The organism is Acidovorax sp. 94 (genome assembly GCF_003634645.1).
In the GTDB taxonomy this organism is placed as follows: Bacteria; Pseudomonadota; Gammaproteobacteria; order Burkholderiales; family Burkholderiaceae_C; genus Acidovorax; species Acidovorax facilis.
Genome location: NZ_RBJA01000001.1, coordinates 3,467,424 through 3,483,180 on the forward strand (window position 1 = coordinate 3,467,424; position 15,757 = coordinate 3,483,180).

At 67.6% G+C, this 15,757-nt stretch carries 16 protein-coding genes; 6 read left to right on the forward strand and 10 right to left on the reverse strand.

The window, feature by feature from the left end; translation table 11 throughout:
• Positions 1-10: 10 nt before the first annotated feature.
• The gene (gene recG, locus C8C94_RS16000) at positions 11-2,167 is read right to left on the reverse strand and encodes an ATP-dependent DNA helicase RecG (protein WP_121421400.1); all 2,157 of its coding nucleotides are present in this window, start codon (positions 2,165-2,167) and stop codon (positions 11-13) included.
• A 103-nt stretch (positions 2,168-2,270) separates the two neighbouring features.
• Between recG and C8C94_RS16005 the strand changes: the two genes are divergently transcribed.
• From C8C94_RS16005 to C8C94_RS16020, 4 genes are all read left to right on the forward strand, one after another.
• The gene (locus C8C94_RS16005) at positions 2,271-3,551 is read left to right on the forward strand and encodes an HD-GYP domain-containing protein (RefSeq protein WP_121421401.1); all 1,281 of its coding nucleotides are present in this window, start codon (positions 2,271-2,273) and stop codon (positions 3,549-3,551) included.
• Positions 3,552-3,555: 4 nt separating this feature from the next.
• Positions 3,556-4,512: a 1-phosphofructokinase family hexose kinase gene (locus C8C94_RS16010; protein WP_121421402.1), complete on the forward strand. Its 957-nt coding sequence runs from the start codon at positions 3,556-3,558 to the stop codon at positions 4,510-4,512.
• 90 nt (positions 4,513-4,602) lie between these two features.
• On the forward strand, positions 4,603-5,766 hold the full coding sequence (gene queA / locus C8C94_RS16015; protein WP_121421403.1) for a tRNA preQ1(34) S-adenosylmethionine ribosyltransferase-isomerase QueA: 1,164 nt from the start codon (positions 4,603-4,605) through the stop codon (positions 5,764-5,766).
• A complete protein-coding gene (locus tag C8C94_RS16020; RefSeq protein ID WP_121421404.1) occupies positions 5,763-6,668 on the forward strand; it encodes a DMT family transporter in 906 nt (301 codons plus the stop codon). The genes queA and C8C94_RS16020 overlap by 4 nt, the downstream gene beginning before the upstream one ends.
• A 27-nt stretch (positions 6,669-6,695) precedes the next feature.
• Here the strand turns inward: C8C94_RS16020 and C8C94_RS16025 are convergent, their stop codons facing one another.
• The 3 genes from C8C94_RS16025 to C8C94_RS16035 all read right to left on the reverse strand — a co-directional run bounded on the left by C8C94_RS16025 (position 6,696) and on the right by C8C94_RS16035 (position 8,289).
• Positions 6,696-7,310: a hypothetical protein gene (locus C8C94_RS16025; protein ID WP_121421405.1), complete on the reverse strand. Its 615-nt coding sequence runs from the start codon at positions 7,308-7,310 to the stop codon at positions 6,696-6,698.
• 85 nt (positions 7,311-7,395) lie between these two features.
• Positions 7,396-7,665, reverse strand: a complete 270-nt coding sequence (locus C8C94_RS16030) for a helix-turn-helix transcriptional regulator (protein WP_121421406.1) — start codon at positions 7,663-7,665, stop codon at positions 7,396-7,398.
• Positions 7,666-7,689: 24 nt separating this feature from the next.
• Complete coding sequence (locus C8C94_RS16035) at positions 7,690-8,289, reverse strand: DUF2975 domain-containing protein (protein ID WP_082437325.1); 600 nt, start codon at positions 8,287-8,289, stop codon at positions 7,690-7,692.
• A 59-nt stretch (positions 8,290-8,348) separates the two neighbouring features.
• Between C8C94_RS16035 and C8C94_RS16040 the strand changes: the two genes are divergently transcribed.
• Positions 8,349-8,987 carry a hypothetical protein gene (locus C8C94_RS16040; RefSeq protein ID WP_147433268.1) on the forward strand — a complete coding sequence of 213 codons (639 nt, stop codon included), beginning with the start codon at positions 8,349-8,351 and terminating at the stop codon, positions 8,985-8,987.
• A gap of 29 nt (positions 8,988-9,016) precedes the next feature.
• Here the strand turns inward: C8C94_RS16040 and C8C94_RS16045 are convergent, their stop codons facing one another.
• Both C8C94_RS16045 and C8C94_RS16055 read right to left on the reverse strand, forming a co-directional pair.
• On the reverse strand, positions 9,017-10,618 hold the full coding sequence (locus C8C94_RS16045; protein WP_121422909.1) for a gamma-glutamyltransferase family protein: 1,602 nt from the start codon (positions 10,616-10,618) through the stop codon (positions 9,017-9,019).
• 164 nt (positions 10,619-10,782) lie between these two features.
• Complete coding sequence (locus C8C94_RS16055; protein ID WP_121421408.1) at positions 10,783-11,766, reverse strand: tripartite tricarboxylate transporter substrate binding protein; 984 nt, start codon at positions 11,764-11,766, stop codon at positions 10,783-10,785.
• A 152-nt stretch (positions 11,767-11,918) separates the two neighbouring features.
• On the opposite strand from C8C94_RS16055, the gene C8C94_RS16060 reads away from it, so the two are divergent.
• Entirely contained in the window at positions 11,919-12,830 is a 912-nt protein-coding gene (locus C8C94_RS16060) for a LysR family transcriptional regulator (protein ID WP_121421409.1), read from the forward strand.
• Between the two features lie 128 nt (positions 12,831-12,958).
• Here the strand turns inward: C8C94_RS16060 and C8C94_RS16065 are convergent, their stop codons facing one another.
• The 4 genes from C8C94_RS16065 to trpD all read right to left on the reverse strand — a co-directional run bounded on the left by C8C94_RS16065 (position 12,959) and on the right by trpD (position 15,748).
• On the reverse strand, positions 12,959-13,675 hold the full coding sequence (locus tag C8C94_RS16065) for a uracil-DNA glycosylase (RefSeq protein WP_121421410.1): 717 nt from the start codon (positions 13,673-13,675) through the stop codon (positions 12,959-12,961).
• Between the two features lie 70 nt (positions 13,676-13,745).
• Positions 13,746-14,549 carry an indole-3-glycerol phosphate synthase TrpC gene (trpC, locus tag C8C94_RS16070; RefSeq protein ID WP_056065300.1) on the reverse strand — a complete coding sequence of 268 codons (804 nt, stop codon included), beginning with the start codon at positions 14,547-14,549 and terminating at the stop codon, positions 13,746-13,748.
• On the reverse strand, positions 14,539-14,703 hold the full coding sequence (locus tag C8C94_RS25735; protein ID WP_174240343.1) for a hypothetical protein: 165 nt from the start codon (positions 14,701-14,703) through the stop codon (positions 14,539-14,541). The genes trpC and C8C94_RS25735 overlap by 11 nt, the downstream gene beginning before the upstream one ends.
• A gap of 7 nt (positions 14,704-14,710) precedes the next feature.
• On the reverse strand, positions 14,711-15,748 hold the full coding sequence (gene trpD, locus C8C94_RS16075; protein WP_121421411.1) for an anthranilate phosphoribosyltransferase: 1,038 nt from the start codon (positions 15,746-15,748) through the stop codon (positions 14,711-14,713).
• Between the last annotated feature and the right edge of the window lie 9 nt (positions 15,749-15,757).

Sequence of the window (15,757 nt, forward strand, 5' to 3'; positions counted from 1 at the left end):
GCAGGCCGTGTCATGCCTTGAGATAGTCGGATTTTCCACCCAACCAGCGCGCGACGTGCTTTGCGGCCAGGTCAGGATACCGGTCCAGCATCTGCGGCGCCAGTTCGCGCGCCCATTCGAGCAGGTGGGTGTCGGTCGCCAAGTCGGCAAAGCGCAGCAGCGCATCCCCCGACTGGCGCGCGCCCAGAAACTCGCCGGGGCCGCGAATCTCCAGATCGCGCCGGGCGATCTCGAAGCCGTCGTTGGTTTCGGCCATGGCGCGCAGGCGCTCCTTGGCGGTTTCGCCCACGCGGCCGCTGTCGTTGGTGGCATACAGCAGCACGCAGGCCGAGGCCGCCGCACCCCGCCCCACCCGGCCGCGCAGCTGGTGCAGCTGGCTCAGGCCAAAACGTTCGGCATGTTCGATGACCATGAGGGACGCGTTGGGCACGTCCACGCCCACTTCGATCACCGTAGTGCTGACCAGCACGCCCATCTGGCCACTGGTGAAGAGCGCCATCACGGCCTTCTTCTCGGCCGTGGGCATGCGCGAGTGCAGCAGACCGACCATGCAGCCAGGCAAGGCCTCGCTCAGATCGGCGTGGGTGGCGGTGGCGTTACTCAGATCCAGCGCCTCGCTCTCTTCGATCAGCGGGCACACCCAATACACCTGCCGCCCGGCCTCGACCTGGGCGCCGATGCGTGCGATCACCTCGTCCTTGCGGCTGTCGGCAATGAGTTTGGTGACGATGGGCGTGCGGCCCGGGGGCAGCTCATCGATGACCGACACATCGAGGTCGGCGTAGTAGCTCATGGCCAGCGTGCGCGGGATAGGGGTGGCACTCATCATGAGCATGTGGGGCTCCATGCCATGGGCAGCGAGTTTCTGCCGCAAGGCAAGCCGCTGCGCCACGCCAAAACGGTGCTGCTCGTCGATGATGGCCAGCGCCAGGTTCTTGAACTGCACCTGCTCCTGGATCACGGCGTGGGTGCCCACCACCAGCGCGGCCTCGCCGCTGGCCACCAGCGCCAGCATGGCGGCGCGGTCCTTTTTCTTTTGCCCGCCCACCAGCCAGGCCACCTTGCGGCCGCGCTCGGCCAGCAGGGGTTCGAGCCAGCCGATCATCTTGGCGAAATGCTGCTCGGCCAGGATTTCGGTGGGCGCCATCAGCGCGCACTGCCAGCCCGCGTCCATGGCCAGGCAGGCGGCCAGGGCCGAGACCACGGTTTTGCCCGAGCCCACATCACCCTGCAGCAGCCGGTGCATGGGCACCTGGCGGGCCAGGTCGGCTGCAATTTCTTCGCCCACGCGGCGCTGGGCGGAGGTGAGGCTGAAGGGCAGCACGGCCAGCAACTGCTCATGCAGCGGCAAGGCACCGTCGGCGGCTTTTTGGGCGCGCAACACGGGCGCACGCAGCATGTCGCGTGCGCGGCGCGACTGCTGCTGCGACAGCTGCTGGGCCAGCAACTCCTCGGCCTTGAGGCGCTGCCACGCGGGGTGGCTGTGGTCCTCCAGCGTGGAAAGCGCCACATCGGGCGTGGGGTGGTGCAAAAAAGTGAGCGCCTCGCGCAGGCTGAATAAGCGCTGGAGGCCATTTTGGCCATAAACCCGAGTCACCGGCGGCTCGGCACCGGGTGGCAGGGTGTCTGACAAGTCCACCCGCGTCAGCGCGCCCACCACCGCACGGCGCAGGTAGGGCTGGGGTAAACCGGCCGTGGTGGGGTAGACGGGCGTCAACGCCGCAGGCAGCTCGCCGCCCGCCACGCGGAACGCCGGGTGCATCATCTGCCGCCCCCAGAAGCCGCCCTTGATCTCACCCCGGATGCGCAGGCGCGCACCCACGGCGAGGGTTTTCTGGTGCGAGGGGTAGAAGCTGAAGAAGCGCAGCTCGCATGAGCCGGTCTCGTCCTCCACCTGCACCAGCAGCTGGCGGCGCGGGCGTAGCTGAATCTCGCAGGCGGTCACCGTGGCTTCGATCTGCACCATCTGCCCGTCGCGCGCATTGGCCAGCGGGGTGATGCGGGTTTCATCCTCGTAGCGCAGGGGCAGGTGCAGGGCGAGGTCGATGTCACGTTGGAGCCCCAGCTTTTGCAGCGCCTTTTGCGCTACCGACGCGCCGCCTTTGGCGGCAGCAGGGGCTGCCGAAGCCTTGGCGCTAAGGGAAACTCTGGGGGCTGCGGCGGGCATGTAGCGGGTTCTGCGAACGACAAGGGCGGGGCAAAAAGGCTACCATGGTTACCGTTGATTACGCCTAAAGACGGGCGTTTATTCAGAGTCCAGGTCCCCTACCATGCTCAAGCGCATTCACATTCAGCATCTCACCCTGGGCATGTATCTGCACGAGTTCTGCGGGTCATGGATGGACCACCCGTTCTGGCGGGCCAAGTTCTTGCTCAAAGACCCCGGGGACCTGGCCCGGATACAAGCCACTGCCATCCAGGAAATCTGGATTGACACCGACAAGGGGCTGGACGTGGCGGCGGGCACCGCGTCGGTGTCGCGCGAGGAGGCCGACGCGCAGATTGACACCGACTTCAGCCGCCTGGAGGACCTGCCGCCCATCAAAGTCACGCTGCCATCCCCACCGCCGCCGCCCAAGCGCAACCGCAATCCTGCGGACATGCACAGCGAACTCCAGAAGGCCGCTGCCATCTGCGTGAAGTCCAAGGAGGCCATGGTCTCGATGTTCAACGAGGCCCGCATGGGCCGCGCGGTGGACTCTGCAACGGCACAGAACCTGGTGGAAGAAATCTCGGATTCCGTCACCCGCAACCCCGGCGCGCTCATCAGCCTGGCGCGCCTGAAAACGGCCGACGACTACACCTACATGCACTCGGTGGCGGTGTGCGCGCTGATGGTGGCCCTGGCCAAGCAGCTCAAGCTCAAGGACGACCAGCAGCGGCTGGCGGGCATGGCAGGCCTGCTGCACGATCTGGGCAAGGCGGCCATCCCGCTGGCCGTGCTCAACAAGCCTGGCAAGCTCACCGACCAGGAATTCACCGTGGTGCGCAGCCACCCGGTGGAGGGCTACCACATGCTCAAGGAGGGCGGCAACGTGCCCGACGCCGTGCTGGACGCCTGTCTGCACCACCATGAAAAAGTCGATGGCTCCGGCTACCCCGACAAGCTGCAGGGCGAAGGCATCAGCGTGATCGCGCGCATGACGGCCATTTGCGACGTGTACGACGCCATCACCTCCGACCGGCCCTACAAGCGTGGATGGGACCCCGCCGAGTCACTGCGCCGCATGGCCGAGTGGACCAAGGACCATTTCGACGCCCGCATCTTCCAGGCCTTTGTCAAAAGTATCGGCATCTACCCTGTGGGCTCGCTCGTGCGCCTGACCTCGGGCCGCATCGGCGTGGTCACCGAGCAATCGGCCGCCGCACTCACCGCCCCCATGGTCAAGGTGTTCTTCTCGACCAAGTCCGACCTGCGCATCCCCCCAGAAATGGTGGACCTGTCTGCCCCGGGCTGCACCGAGAAGATCGTTGCGCGCGAAGACCCCGACAAGTGGCGCTTTCCGGACCTGAACGAGCTATGGTCAGGCTTTGCCGAGAAGGTCTGGTAGCCCGATGCCCGCACTGATCACCCTCACGCTGAACCCCGCCCTCGACCTGGCCACCACCACCGACCACGTTGCACCCACCCACAAGCTGCGCTGCGGCCCGGTGCAGCGCTTTGCGGGTGGCGGAGGCATCAACGTGGCGCGGGTGCTGCACCGCCTGGGCGCAGATGTGTGCGCCTGGGCGCTGGCGGGCGGTGCGGCGGGCACACAGGTGCGGCAGTTGCTGGCCGCGGAGGGCGTGCCCACGCTGCTGCAACCAATTTCGGGCGATACGCGCGAGAACTTCTCGGTGGTCGAGACCACCACAAGCCAGGAGTTTCGTTTTGTGCTGCCCGGCCCCACGCTGCAGGCCAGCGAGTGGCAGGCCTGCCTGGATGCGCTGGCTACCCACACACCGCCACCCCGCTGGCTGATTGCCAGCGGCAGCCTGCCGCCTGGCACGCCGGACGACTTCTACGCCCAGCTGGCGCGCGCCGCATCCGGCCGGGGCGTGCGGGTAGCCGTCGACACCTCGGGGCCGCCGCTGGCGGCGGCATTGCAGGCCGGGGTGGCGCTGGTCAAGCCCAGCCTGCGCGAGCTGCGCGACGTGATGCAACAGCCCCTGGAGCACGCCGCCGACTGGTGCACTGCCGCCCAGTCGCTGGTGCGCAGCGGCGCCGCCGACACCGTGGCCCTGTCGGTGGGCGAGCAAGGCGCCGTGCTGGCCACGCGGGAGGGGGTATGGCAGGCGCCAGCGCTGAACGTGCCCGCTACGACCGGCACCACGGGCGCTGGGGACTGCTTTTTGGCGGCGCTGGTCTGGGCGCTGGACCGGGGCGATGCGCCTGCCGAGGCGCTGCGCTGGGGCGTGGCCGCAGGCGCTGCCGCCTTGCTGCATCCGGGCACCACCCTGGCCCAGGCCGATGACGTGCAACGGCTGGTGCACAGCGTACCGGCACCGGTGGCATTCACCACCTCGCCCTAGCACCGCGCCTGCAGGGGCTGCAGCCCCGTGGGACAATCGCGCCTTCCGCAATTTTTACCTTGGCACGGGCCCGTTCGGCCCTCAAGCACGATGACTGATCTCTCCAGCGGCGCAACCAGTGCGCCCCTCGCCTCCGGCGGCCCTTCCACGCCCCGCGTGTTCACCCTCAGCGACTTCGACTTCTCGCTGCCCCCCGAACTCATTGCCCAGCACCCCGCGCCCGAACGCAGCGCCTCGCGCCTGCTGGACGGCCGCGCCATGCAGCCGGTGGACCGCATCTTTCGCGAGCTGCCCGGCCTGCTGCGCGAGGGCGACCTGCTCGTCTTCAACGACACGCGCGTGGTCAAGGCACGCATCTTTGGCGAGAAGGCCAGCGGCGGCAAGCTGGAGCTGCTGATCGAACGCGTGTTGCCCGCAGAGGCTGGCAACCCAGGTAATGAAGTCGTGGCCCACATGAAGGTCAGCAAGAAGCCCCTGCCCGGCAGCGTGGTGCACATGGCTGGTGGCCGCAAGGCGGGCGGCTTTGACGCGCAGCTGCTGGGCCGCTGGCCCACCGAGGACGGCCCGCTGTTCCGCTTTGCGCTGCACGGCCCCGCAGGCGAGTCACCCTGGGAGCTGATGGACCGTCACGGCCACCTGCCGCTGCCGCCCTACATCGAGCGCCAGCAAAACACCGACCACGACCCGGACGCGGCCGAGGACAGTCAGCGCTACCAGACCGTGTTTGCGCGCAACCCCGGCGCCGTGGCCGCGCCCACGGCCGCGCTGCACTTTGACGAAGGCGTGCTGGCCGACATGGCCGCACGCGGCATCGAGCGCGCCAGCGTCACGCTGCACGTGGGCGCAGGCACCTTCCAACCCTGCAAGACCGAGAACCTGGCCGAGCACCAGATGCACAGCGAGTGGTACGAGATTCCCCTGGCCACGCTGGCCGCGCTGGAGCGCTGCCGCCAGCGCGGCGGCCGCGTGGTGGCCGTGGGCACCACCACCGTGCGCACACTCGAATCCTGGGCGAAGACGGGCCAGGCCTCTGGCGACACCAACATCTTCATCACGCCGGGCTTTGCATTCCAGGTGGTGGATGTGCTGGTCACCAACTTCCACCTGCCCAAGAGCACGCTGATGATGCTGGTGAGCGCGTTTGCGGGATATGCCCACATCATGGGCCTGTACCGGCACGCGATTGCCCAGCAGTACCGCTTCTTCAGCTATGGCGACGCCATGCTGCTGGAGCGTGCACGCAGCACGCCGTGAGTTCCTCAGGCCCTGCGACGTCGACCAGCCCCGCAGCCCGCCGGCGTGCGGCGCTGGCGGGCATCGCGCTTGCCGTCACGGCCTGCGCGTTTTTTGCCGTGTTGGACACCGCGAGCAAGCTGGTCAGTGCGGGTGTTCCCATCGTCATGGCGCTGTGGATGCGCTATGTGTTCCAGTCGCTGCTGACCACCGCCTTCGTGCTGCAACGGGCGGGGCGCCCTGCCCTGCGCACCACACAGCCCCGCTTCCAGGCCTTGCGCGGTGCGCTGTTCGCCATGACCAGCCTGTTCGGCTTCATTAGCCTCACGGCCCTGCCGCTGGCGGAGTTCACGGCCATCGTGGCCACGGTGCCGCTGTGTGTGACGGTGGTGGCGGCCCTGTGGCTGCACCAGCCCGTGAGCCCTTTGCGTTGGCTGCTGGTGGTGACGGGCCTGGCGGGCACGCTGGTCATCATCCGGCCCGGTGGCGAGGCCTTCACCTGGGCGCTGCTGTGGCCGCTGTGCATGCTGGCTGCGGGCACGGGCTACCAGGTGTTGAGCAGCAAGATGGCAGGCCAGGAGAGCCCCGCCACCACGCAGCTCTACACCAGCTGGATCGCCACCGCGCTGGTGTCGCTGGGCGTGCCGTTCTTCTGGCAGCCGGTGAGCGACCCGTGGCTGTGGGCAGGCATGTTCACCATGGGCCTGTCGAGCGCGGTGGGCCACATGCTGCTGCTCCATGCCTATGCGCGCACCACGCCGGTGACGATTGCGCCGTTCCTGTATTCGCAAATCGGGTTTGCCATGCTGGCGGGCTGGCTGGTGTACCGCCATGTGCCCGATAGCTGGTCGATGGCCGGGATCGCTGCCATCGTGCTCAGTGGCGCGGCCAGCACCTGGCTGACCGTGCGGGAAACGCGCTGACGGCACTGCCCAGCGCCGCCCCAGCATTCAGCGGCAGGTGCTGGTTGGCGCAACGCGAGGCGCAGCCCCCATGGACGGAGGCTGGTTGGCCGAACGCAACTCCACACAGTAGGTGCCCCAGGGGCCCGCAGCCTGAACCATGCGCTGGCCCTCTGCGCCGCGCAGGTCGCGCTCGGCAATGCCAGATCCCAAGGCACCCGCTGGAGCGACTTCCCAGCGCTGATGCGGCGGCTGTGGTTGCTGCGCCCCTTGCCGGCGCTGCCAGGCCCGCTCGCGCTGGAGCGCCCGTGCCACATCGTCCATGCTGGGAGCAGCCAGTGGGGCATCACCCGGCCCGGATGCCGGCGCCTGCGGCGCGGGCGCAACCGGCAGGGCGGCAGTCAAGCCCTCCACGCTGCCATCAGGCGCAGCAGGCTCCACAGCGATCGGCCGCCCGCTGCGGGTAACGGCCTGCTTTGGGCCCTGCCCGCTGGCAACGGGTGTGGCGCTCCGGGTTGGAGCGGCAGGCTGGGGAACGGCAGCTGGCAACGGCTCGCTGGGTGCCGTGGACGCGGGCAGCAGCGCCAGCGTCACCCATACCATGGCAGGTGCATCGCTGCGCTCGGGCGAAGTCCGCAGAGCACCATCGCTTCTGCTCAGCATCGCCAGAACCAACCCATGCAGCAACAGCGCCCCAGCTACTGCCCAGGCCAATCGCGGGCCGGAGCCGCGCGGGCCTCGCACTGCCCTAGTCGCCCTGGGCCAAGCCACCAGCCTCGCCACGCGAAAGCGCCTCGCTATCCTTCGTGTCCGCATCGGGCACCCAGGCCAGCAAGTCTGCCGGCTGACACTGCAGATAACTGCAGATGGCGGACAGGGTCTCGAAACGCACGCCCTTGACCTTTCCGCTCTTGAGCAGGGACAGGTTGGCCTCGGTGATGCCCACATGGGCCGCCAGATCGCGCGACTTGACCTTGCGGCGCGCGAGCATTTCATCCAGGGTCACGACAATCGCCATGGGAATTCCTTCGCTGGCGAGTTGCTAAACAAACGCATCCGCTTCGGCTTGCAGGCGGTGGCCCTCGGCCAGCACGTGCCCCAGGAGCAACATCATCAGTCCCACGACCAATACGCTCATTTCAAACGGTCCCACGCCCAGCGCCACCAGGCCGTTCTGCTGGCCGGAAGCCAGCCAGGACAGCAGCGCCGTCACCCCCGCCTGGTAGACGAGTGAAGTCACGAACATCGCCAAAAAGCCCCAGCCCACGCCACGGAACCCGTGCACCACCGCCGGCCCGAACACGGCCCCGGCCAGAAAGGACCGGCAGATGCGATGCACGCACAGCACCGCATACAGCATGGCCGCAGCGGGAATGCACTCCAGCGCCACGCCCACCCAGCGCCAATGGGTCTCCATGGAGGGCGGCGGTGTGAGGCCGACCAACAAGGCCTGCGAGGGCACCACCGACAGCGGCATCCAGCCACCCCAACCCGTTTCATGCCCGATGGCCGCCCAGCGCGCCATCGACAACACCAGCGATACCAGGGCACACGCCCAGCTGGCCGCGAGAAGGCCCCAGGCCAGGCGGCGAAACGAGGGGCTGTGAACAGAAGATACCGATGGGGGTAAATGTTGCGTCATGGTTGGTGAGTTTTTCTGTAAAACAATAATAATATACCGTCAAACAGAAATTTACTACCATGCTTTTTTTCCTAACGCCCCTGCGCCCTTTGGCTTTTCTCCGTGCTTTATCGTGTCTTTTGGCCCTGGTGCTGCTGTCGGCCTGTGGCAGTGTGCCGGTGTCATCACTGTGGAAGCTGCGGCAGCTCCAGCTGGAGACGCTGGACCCCGCCGCGCTGCGCGCCGCCGTGGTACACAGCCCGGGCCTGCAGCTTCATGGCAACGCACTGGAGCTCACGGTGAGCGTTTCGCGCACGCTGCGCAAGCCCGGGGGAGCCATCGCCACCGAGCGCCTGGAAGAAAAATTGCCCCTGCAGGAGCTGCGCAGCACGGCCGATCGCAGCGTGCTCGCGGAATATGAAACGTCCCGGACCCATGTGCAGGTCTGGCGGATCGACCCAGCCGCCCTGCCGCGCCTGCAGGCTCTGCGAGAGCGGGCCATGGGCTGGAAAGGCACGGACGATGGTTCCCGTCAGTTGGGCCTGGGGCTGGAACTGTCGGGCTGTCAACAAGGCGGCTCCGGCAGCCGCGTCGTGACCACCCTCTTGCGATTCACCGAAACGGGGGAATACATCCCGCTGGTGCGCAACCTCGACCTTGCGGAGACGATGCCAGCGCACGAGCTCGCCAAGCGGTTTCCGGCCTGCACAACGCGCTGAGCCGCCTCAGTGCGCTGCGCGCAAGGCCGTCAGAACGCTACCGCGTGCCCGTCCTTGCGCGGGTCGGAGCCTGCGATGTAGCTGTTGCCGTTCTTCAGCACCAGCTGGGCGCCGCCAAAGGCGAACACGCCGTTGCCCTCTTCCACCGTCACCTCGTGCCCACGTGCACGCAGTGCGGCGACCACGGCGGGGTCAAAGCCTGGCTCCACCGCCACGCCCTTGCCGCCGGTGATGCGCCAGCGCGGCGCATCAGCGGCTGCCTGCGGGTTCTGGCCGTAGCGCAGCACGCGCAGTGCCATCTGCGTGTGGCCCTGGCTTTGCATGGGGCCGCCCATCACGCCAAACGCCATCTGCGGCGTGCCGTCGGCATGCATGGCAAAGGCCGGGATGATGGTGTGCGAGGGGCGCTTGCGCGGCGCCACCTGGTTGGCGTGGCCCGGGATCAGGTTGAAGCCGTGGCCCCGGTTCTGCAGGCTGATGCCCGTGCCCGGCACCACCACGCCCGAGCCAAAGCCCATGTAGTTGGACTGGATGAACGAGACCATCATGCCGGACGCATCGGCCGCAGCCAGGTACACCGTGCCGCCGGGGCGCGGCGCGCCGTAGCCAGGGTCGCCAGCGCGCGTGGTGTCGATCAGCGCGGCGCGGCTGCGCAGGTAGTCGGGGTGCAGCAGCGCATCGGGCTTGACGTGCATGGCGTCGATGTCGGCGTTGTACTGGTGCAGGTCGGCAAAAGCGAGCTTCATGGCCTCGATGCTGGCGTGCACGGTTTCCACGTCGTCCAGCGGGTGCTTGCCAATGCCATGCGCGTCGAGCATGCCCAGCGCCATCAGCGCGGCAATGCCTTGGCCGTTGGGCGGGATCTCGTGGATGACCGAGTCACCAAACCGCTGCTGGATGGTGCCCACCCAGTCGGCCTGGTGCGCGGCCAGGTCGGCCATGGTCATGGCACCGCCGTTGGCCTGCGCATGGGCGGCGATGCGCTCGGCAATCACACCGCGGTAGAAGGCCTCGCCCTCGGTTTCGGCGATCAGCTCCAGCGTGCGTGCATGGGCTTCACTGCGGAAGATTTCGCCTGCCTGGGGCACACGACCATTCGGCATGAAGCACTCGGCAAACCCGGGCTGCGTGCCCAGCTTGGCCGCGCCGAGCGCCCACAGGCGGGCGATGGTGGGCGACACCGGAAAGCCATTGCGCGCGTAGTCAATGGCGGGCTGGGCCAGCTGCGCAAACGGCAGCTTGCCCAGGCGCTTGGACAGCGCCACCCAGGCCGACACGGCGCCCGGCACAGTGACGGCGTTCCAGCCCGTCTCCGGGATGCCGCCCAGCTTCTCGAAGTATTCAGGCGTCCACGCCGCAGGCGAGCGACCCGAGGCGTTCAAGCCGTGCAGCTCCTTGCCATCCCACACGATGGCAAACCCGTCGCTGCCCAAACCGCAGCCCGTGGGCTCCACCACCGTGAGCGCCATGGCGGCGGCAATGGCGGCATCCACCGCGTTGCCACCCGCCAGCAGCATGCGCAGGCCCGCCTGCGCGGCCAGCGGCTGCGAGGTGGAGACCACGTTGCGGCCCATGACCGCGCTGCGGTTTGAGGCGTAGGGAAGGGACCAGTCGAGGGCTTGGGTGTTCATGTAATGGGACTCCATGGCGGGCAAGGACCCGCTCGGATGAAAACTGGCGTGCCCCAAACAAGGGACACCGAGGAAGGGCCGCCCCGCACCGAGGGTGTCGTCCCCTCGCCCGCATCGCGCAGCGGTGCGAGAGCGGGGGGAAGGCGCGCAGCGCCTCAGGGGGGTTACTCAATACTTATTTTGTGCTGGCGAATCACCGCCGCCCAGCGGTTGCTATCGGCCTGCACCATGCTGGCGAACTGCGCGGGCGTGCGCGGCGCAGCGGGCTCCACGCCCAGCTTGGCCAGGCTCTCGGCCACTTCGGGCGCCTGCACGGCCTTGGCAAAGGCCTTGTGCACCTTCTCGACCAGCGCGGGCGGTGCGCCAGCGGGCAGGTACACACCGAACCAGGTCACCGACGAATAACCGGGCAGGCCGGACTCGGCCAGCGTGGGCAGCTCGGGCGCCAGGGTGCTGCGCTTTTCGCTGGTCACCGCGATGGCGCGCAGGCGTCCGGCCTTGGCATGGGGCATGCCGGTGGGCAGCGAGTCAAACAGCACGTGCGTCTGCCCGGCGATCAGATCAGGGATAGCCAGCGCCGTGCCCTTGTAAGGGATATGCGTCATCTCCACACCCGCCTGCGCGCTGAAGGCGGCCGTGTTCAGGTGCACGATGGTGCCGTTGCCGCTGGTGGCGTAGTTGAGTTTGCCAGGGTGGGCCTTGGCATAGGCAATCAGTTCGCCCACGGTCTTGACTGGCAGCGAGTTGGTGACCAGCAGCACGCTGGGGGCGTCAGCCACATGGGCCACCGGCGTGAAGTCCTTGCGCGGGTCATAAGCCAGCTTGGGCATGAGGTGGGGCGAGATGGCATGTGTGCTGCTCGTGGTCAGCAGCAGGGTGTAGCCGTCGGGTGCGGCCTTGGCCGCCTCGGCAGTGCCCAGGGTGCCGCCCGCGCCGGGCTTGTTGTCCACCACCAGCTGCTGGCCCAGGTCGGCCGCCACGCGCTGGGTGACCACGCGGGCCACCAGGTCGGTTGCGCCGCTGGCCGGAAAGGGCACGATCACCCGCACAGGGCGGTCCGGCCAATTGGCTTGTGCCTGCGCGGCAGACGCCAGCACCAGCTGGCCAGCCAGGCCCCAGACACCACGGCCCCAGGAAAGTAGACGCATACAGAGCACTCCCGCAAAGAAATCGGACACAACAGAGGATGGAACCATCTTAGGAAGCTGCGCCTTGCTTGACCACCAGCATTTCAGCAAGCTGCTTTGCCACCACGGCAAACCGGCGCATACTGAACACCTCCCTCTCCGCCCCTTCCTCCATGCGTCCCCACCTGCTGCAAGACACCACCCTGCGCTACTTTCTGGCCGTGGCGCAGAGTGGATCGCTCACCGAGGCTTCGGCCCGGCTGCATGTGGCCGCCTCGGCACTGAGCCGCCAGATCGCGGGGCTGGAGGCCCAGCTGGGCACGCCCCTCTTTGAGCGCCACCCGCGCGGCATGGTGCTGACGGCGGCGGGCGAGATCCTGGCGGTGCACGCGCGCCGCACGTTGCTGGACGCCGAGCGCGCGCTGGGCGAGATCGGCGCGCTGCAGGGCCTGCGTGCAGGGCAGGTGCGCCTGGCCACATCGGATGCGTTCGCGAACGAGCTGGTGCCGCGCCTGTGCGTGGAGTTCCAGCGCACGTACGCAGGGGTGCAGTTCAGCGTGATCGCCTTGCCCACGGCCCAGGTGCCCGACGCCGTGCGCAGCGGCACGGCCGACATCGGCTTGTGCTTCAGCCGCGCGCCGCACAAGGACATCGACGTGGCCTACCGCCAGAGCGCCCCGGTGCTGGCCCTGCTGCCGCCTGGCCACCCGCTGGTCAGCGCGGGCAGCGCGACCCTGGCGCAGATGGCCGAATACCCCTTGGCGCTGCCCCCGCCCGAGACCACGGTGCGCCAGATGATCGACATCGTCTGCAGCCGCCAGGGCCTGCAGCTCGACGCCGTGCTCATCAGCAACCATGCCAAGACGGTGGTCAACTTTGTGCTGCTGGGCGGCGGCCTGTCCGTGGCCAGCGAGATCGCCGTGCGCCACCTGGTGGCCGAAGGCGCCATCGTGGCCCTGCCCATCAGCGACCCCGGGATGGACCTGCGCGACATCGAAATTCAGACCCTGGCCGGGCGCAGCCTGCCGGTGGCGGCGCAGGCGTTTCTGGAGCTGCTCAAGGAACGGCTACCGCAGCAGTGGTAGCCCTTGGCGGCGGTTATCCGGCGTGCTGATCATCACCCGGCAGCCCCAGGCGAATCGGGCCCCCGGGCACCGTGGCATCCACCGGCACCCCGCCGCGCGTGACGCGCAGGCGGTGCTGCAAACCCTGCTCAGTAACCGTGCTGCGCGCGAAAATCCCGCGCCTTGCCAAAGTGCCCGTTGCCAATAAAAGGGACAGGCGGGCGCAGTGCCGACAGGGGCGAGGGGTGGTTGGACGTGAGCACCAGGTGCCCGCGGTCAGCGGGAATCCACGCGCGCTTTCCCTGGGCGTGCGAGCCCCAGAGCATGAACACCACCGGACGCGGGCCCTCGGCCACATGGCGGATGACGGTGTCGGTCAGTTCCTCCCAGCCCTTGCCTGCATGGCTGGCGGCCTGGCCCTCTTCCACCGTGAGGCAGGTGTTGAGCAGCAGCACACCGTTCTTCGCCCACTTGACCAGGCTGCCGCCGGGGTTCGGGAACGGGGGGAAGGCCACCCCCAGGTCGCGCTGCATTTCCTTGAAGATATTCTGCAGCGAGGGCGGCAGGCGCACGCCCGGCGCCACCGAAAACGCCAACCCCTCGGCCTGGCCCCGGCCGTGGTACGGGTCCTGCCCCAGGATGACCACGCGCACGTCCTCAGGCGGCGTCAGCTCCAGCGCGCGCAGCGGCTGGGGCGGAAAGATCGCCGCACCCGCCTGCAGCCGCGCCTGCAAGAACGCGAGCAACGCCTGCCCGCGTGCGCCAGCAAAAAAGGCGTCCGCCAACGGCTGCCAGCCGGGCGCCACGGGCCAGTCGGCGGGGTTGGCGCTTTGGAGTTGGGCCGGGGTCTGGGGAGTTGAATTCATGGTCAAAATAGGCTCTAGCGCTTTACCATCAAGCGCAAGCAGCTATTAAAACAGGAGTTTTCACCCTCTCTCACCCAAAGAGCTTGGCCAGGGCCAGGCCCGGATCGTCCGCCCGCATGAAGGCTTCACCCACCAAGAAGGCGTGCACACCAGCGTCGCGCATGGCCTTCACATCGGCAGGCTTCAAGATGCCCGACTCGGTGACGAGAAGCCGGTCCGCAGGCACGTCCTTGAGCATGGAGAGCGTGGTGTCCAGCGTGACCTCGAACGTGCGCAAGTTGCGGTTGTTGATGCCGACCAGCGGAGTCTTGAGCTTCAGAGCCCGCTCCAGCTCGGGCCGGTCATGCACCTCCACCAGCACCGCCATGTCCAGGCTGCGTGCAATGGCCTCGAAGTCGGCCATCTGGGCGTCGTCCAGGCTGGCCGCAATCAGCAGGATGGCGTCGGCGCCCATGGCGCGCGATTCGTAGATCTGGTACGCATCCACCATGAAATCCTTGCGCAGCACAGGAAGCAAGGTGCTGGCGCGGGCTTGTTTCAGGTAGTCGGGCTGGCCCTGAAAGAACTGCCGGTCGGTCAGCACCGACAGGCAGGCCGCGCTCACCTTGCCATCGCCTTCCATGTAGCTCTGGGCAATGTCAGCGGGCTCGAAGTCGGCGCGCAGCACCCCCTTGCTGGGGCTGGCCTTCTTGATCTCGGCAATCACGGCCGCCTGGCCCTTGGCGATCTTGGCGCGCAGCGCGCCTTCAAAGTCGCGCGTGAGCACACGGCTCTCGGCGTCGGCGCGCATGGCTTCAAAGGACAGGCGCTTTTTGGCTGCCGCTACTTCTTCGTGCTTGACGGCGACGATTTTGTTGAGGATGTCACTGCTCATGGTGCGCGGCCTTTGGGTTGTCGGTTTCGGTGTCGTCGGGCTCAGGGGAGCCCTGTTTCAGAATTTTGGTGAACACGCGGTGCATCACGAACCCGGCCACGATGAAAAGGGCAGAGATGCCCAGTGCAATCCAGGTGCCAGGGTCGCGCCACATGGCCGTGTCAGGTCGCCGTGGCCAGCGCGTGCGTGCGCGTGACCACCTGCTCCAGCTTGGCCAGCGCGGCGCCCGACGCAATCACGGCACGGGCCTTGGCCAAGCCTGCGGGCACCGAATCGACCACATTGGCGGCATACAGTGCCACGCCCGCGTTCAGGCACACGATGTCTTGCGCGGCGCCAGGCTCGCCCTTGAGCACGCCGATCAGCATCTCCCGCGACTGCTCGGGCGTCTCAACCTTGAGCGCGCGATTGCTCGCCATCGGCAGGCCAAAGTCCTCAGGGTGGATTTCGTACTCGGTGATCTGGCCGTTTTTCAACTCACCCACCAAAGTGGCAGCGCCCAAGCTGACTTCGTCCATGCCATCACGACCGTACACCACCAGCGCGTGCTCGGCGCCCAGGCGCTGCAGCGCGCGCACCTGGATGCCGACGAGGTCGGGGTGGAACACGCCCATCAGGATGTTGGGCGCACCGGCCGGGTTGGTCAGCGGGCCCAGGATGTTGAAGATGGTGCGCACGCCCAGCTCCTTGCGCACCGGGGCCACGTTCTTCATGGCCGGGTGGTGGTTGGGCGCGAACATGAAGCCGATGCCGACCTCTGCAATGCACTGCGCGATCTGCTCGGGCTGGAGGTTGATGTGGATGCCCAGGGCTTCCATCACATCCGCGCTGCCGCTTTTGCTGGATACGCCGCGCCCGCCATGTTTGCTGACCTTGGCGCCCGCTGCGGCGGCCACGAACATCGAGCAGGTGGAGATGTTGAAGGTGTTGGCACCGTCGCCGCCCGTGCCCACGATGTCCACCATGTGGGTCGCGTCCTTGACGTGGACCTTGGTGCTGAACTCGCGCATCACCTGCGCGGCGGCGGTGATCTCGCCAATGGTTTCCTTCTTCACGCGCAGGCCGGTGATGATGGCTGCGGTCATGACGGGCGACAGCTCGCCATTCATGATGAGGCGCATCAGGTGCAGCATCTCGTCGTGAAAGATTTCGCGGTGCTCGATGGTGCGCTGCAGCGCTTCCTGGGGGGTGATGGGCATGACGGTGTC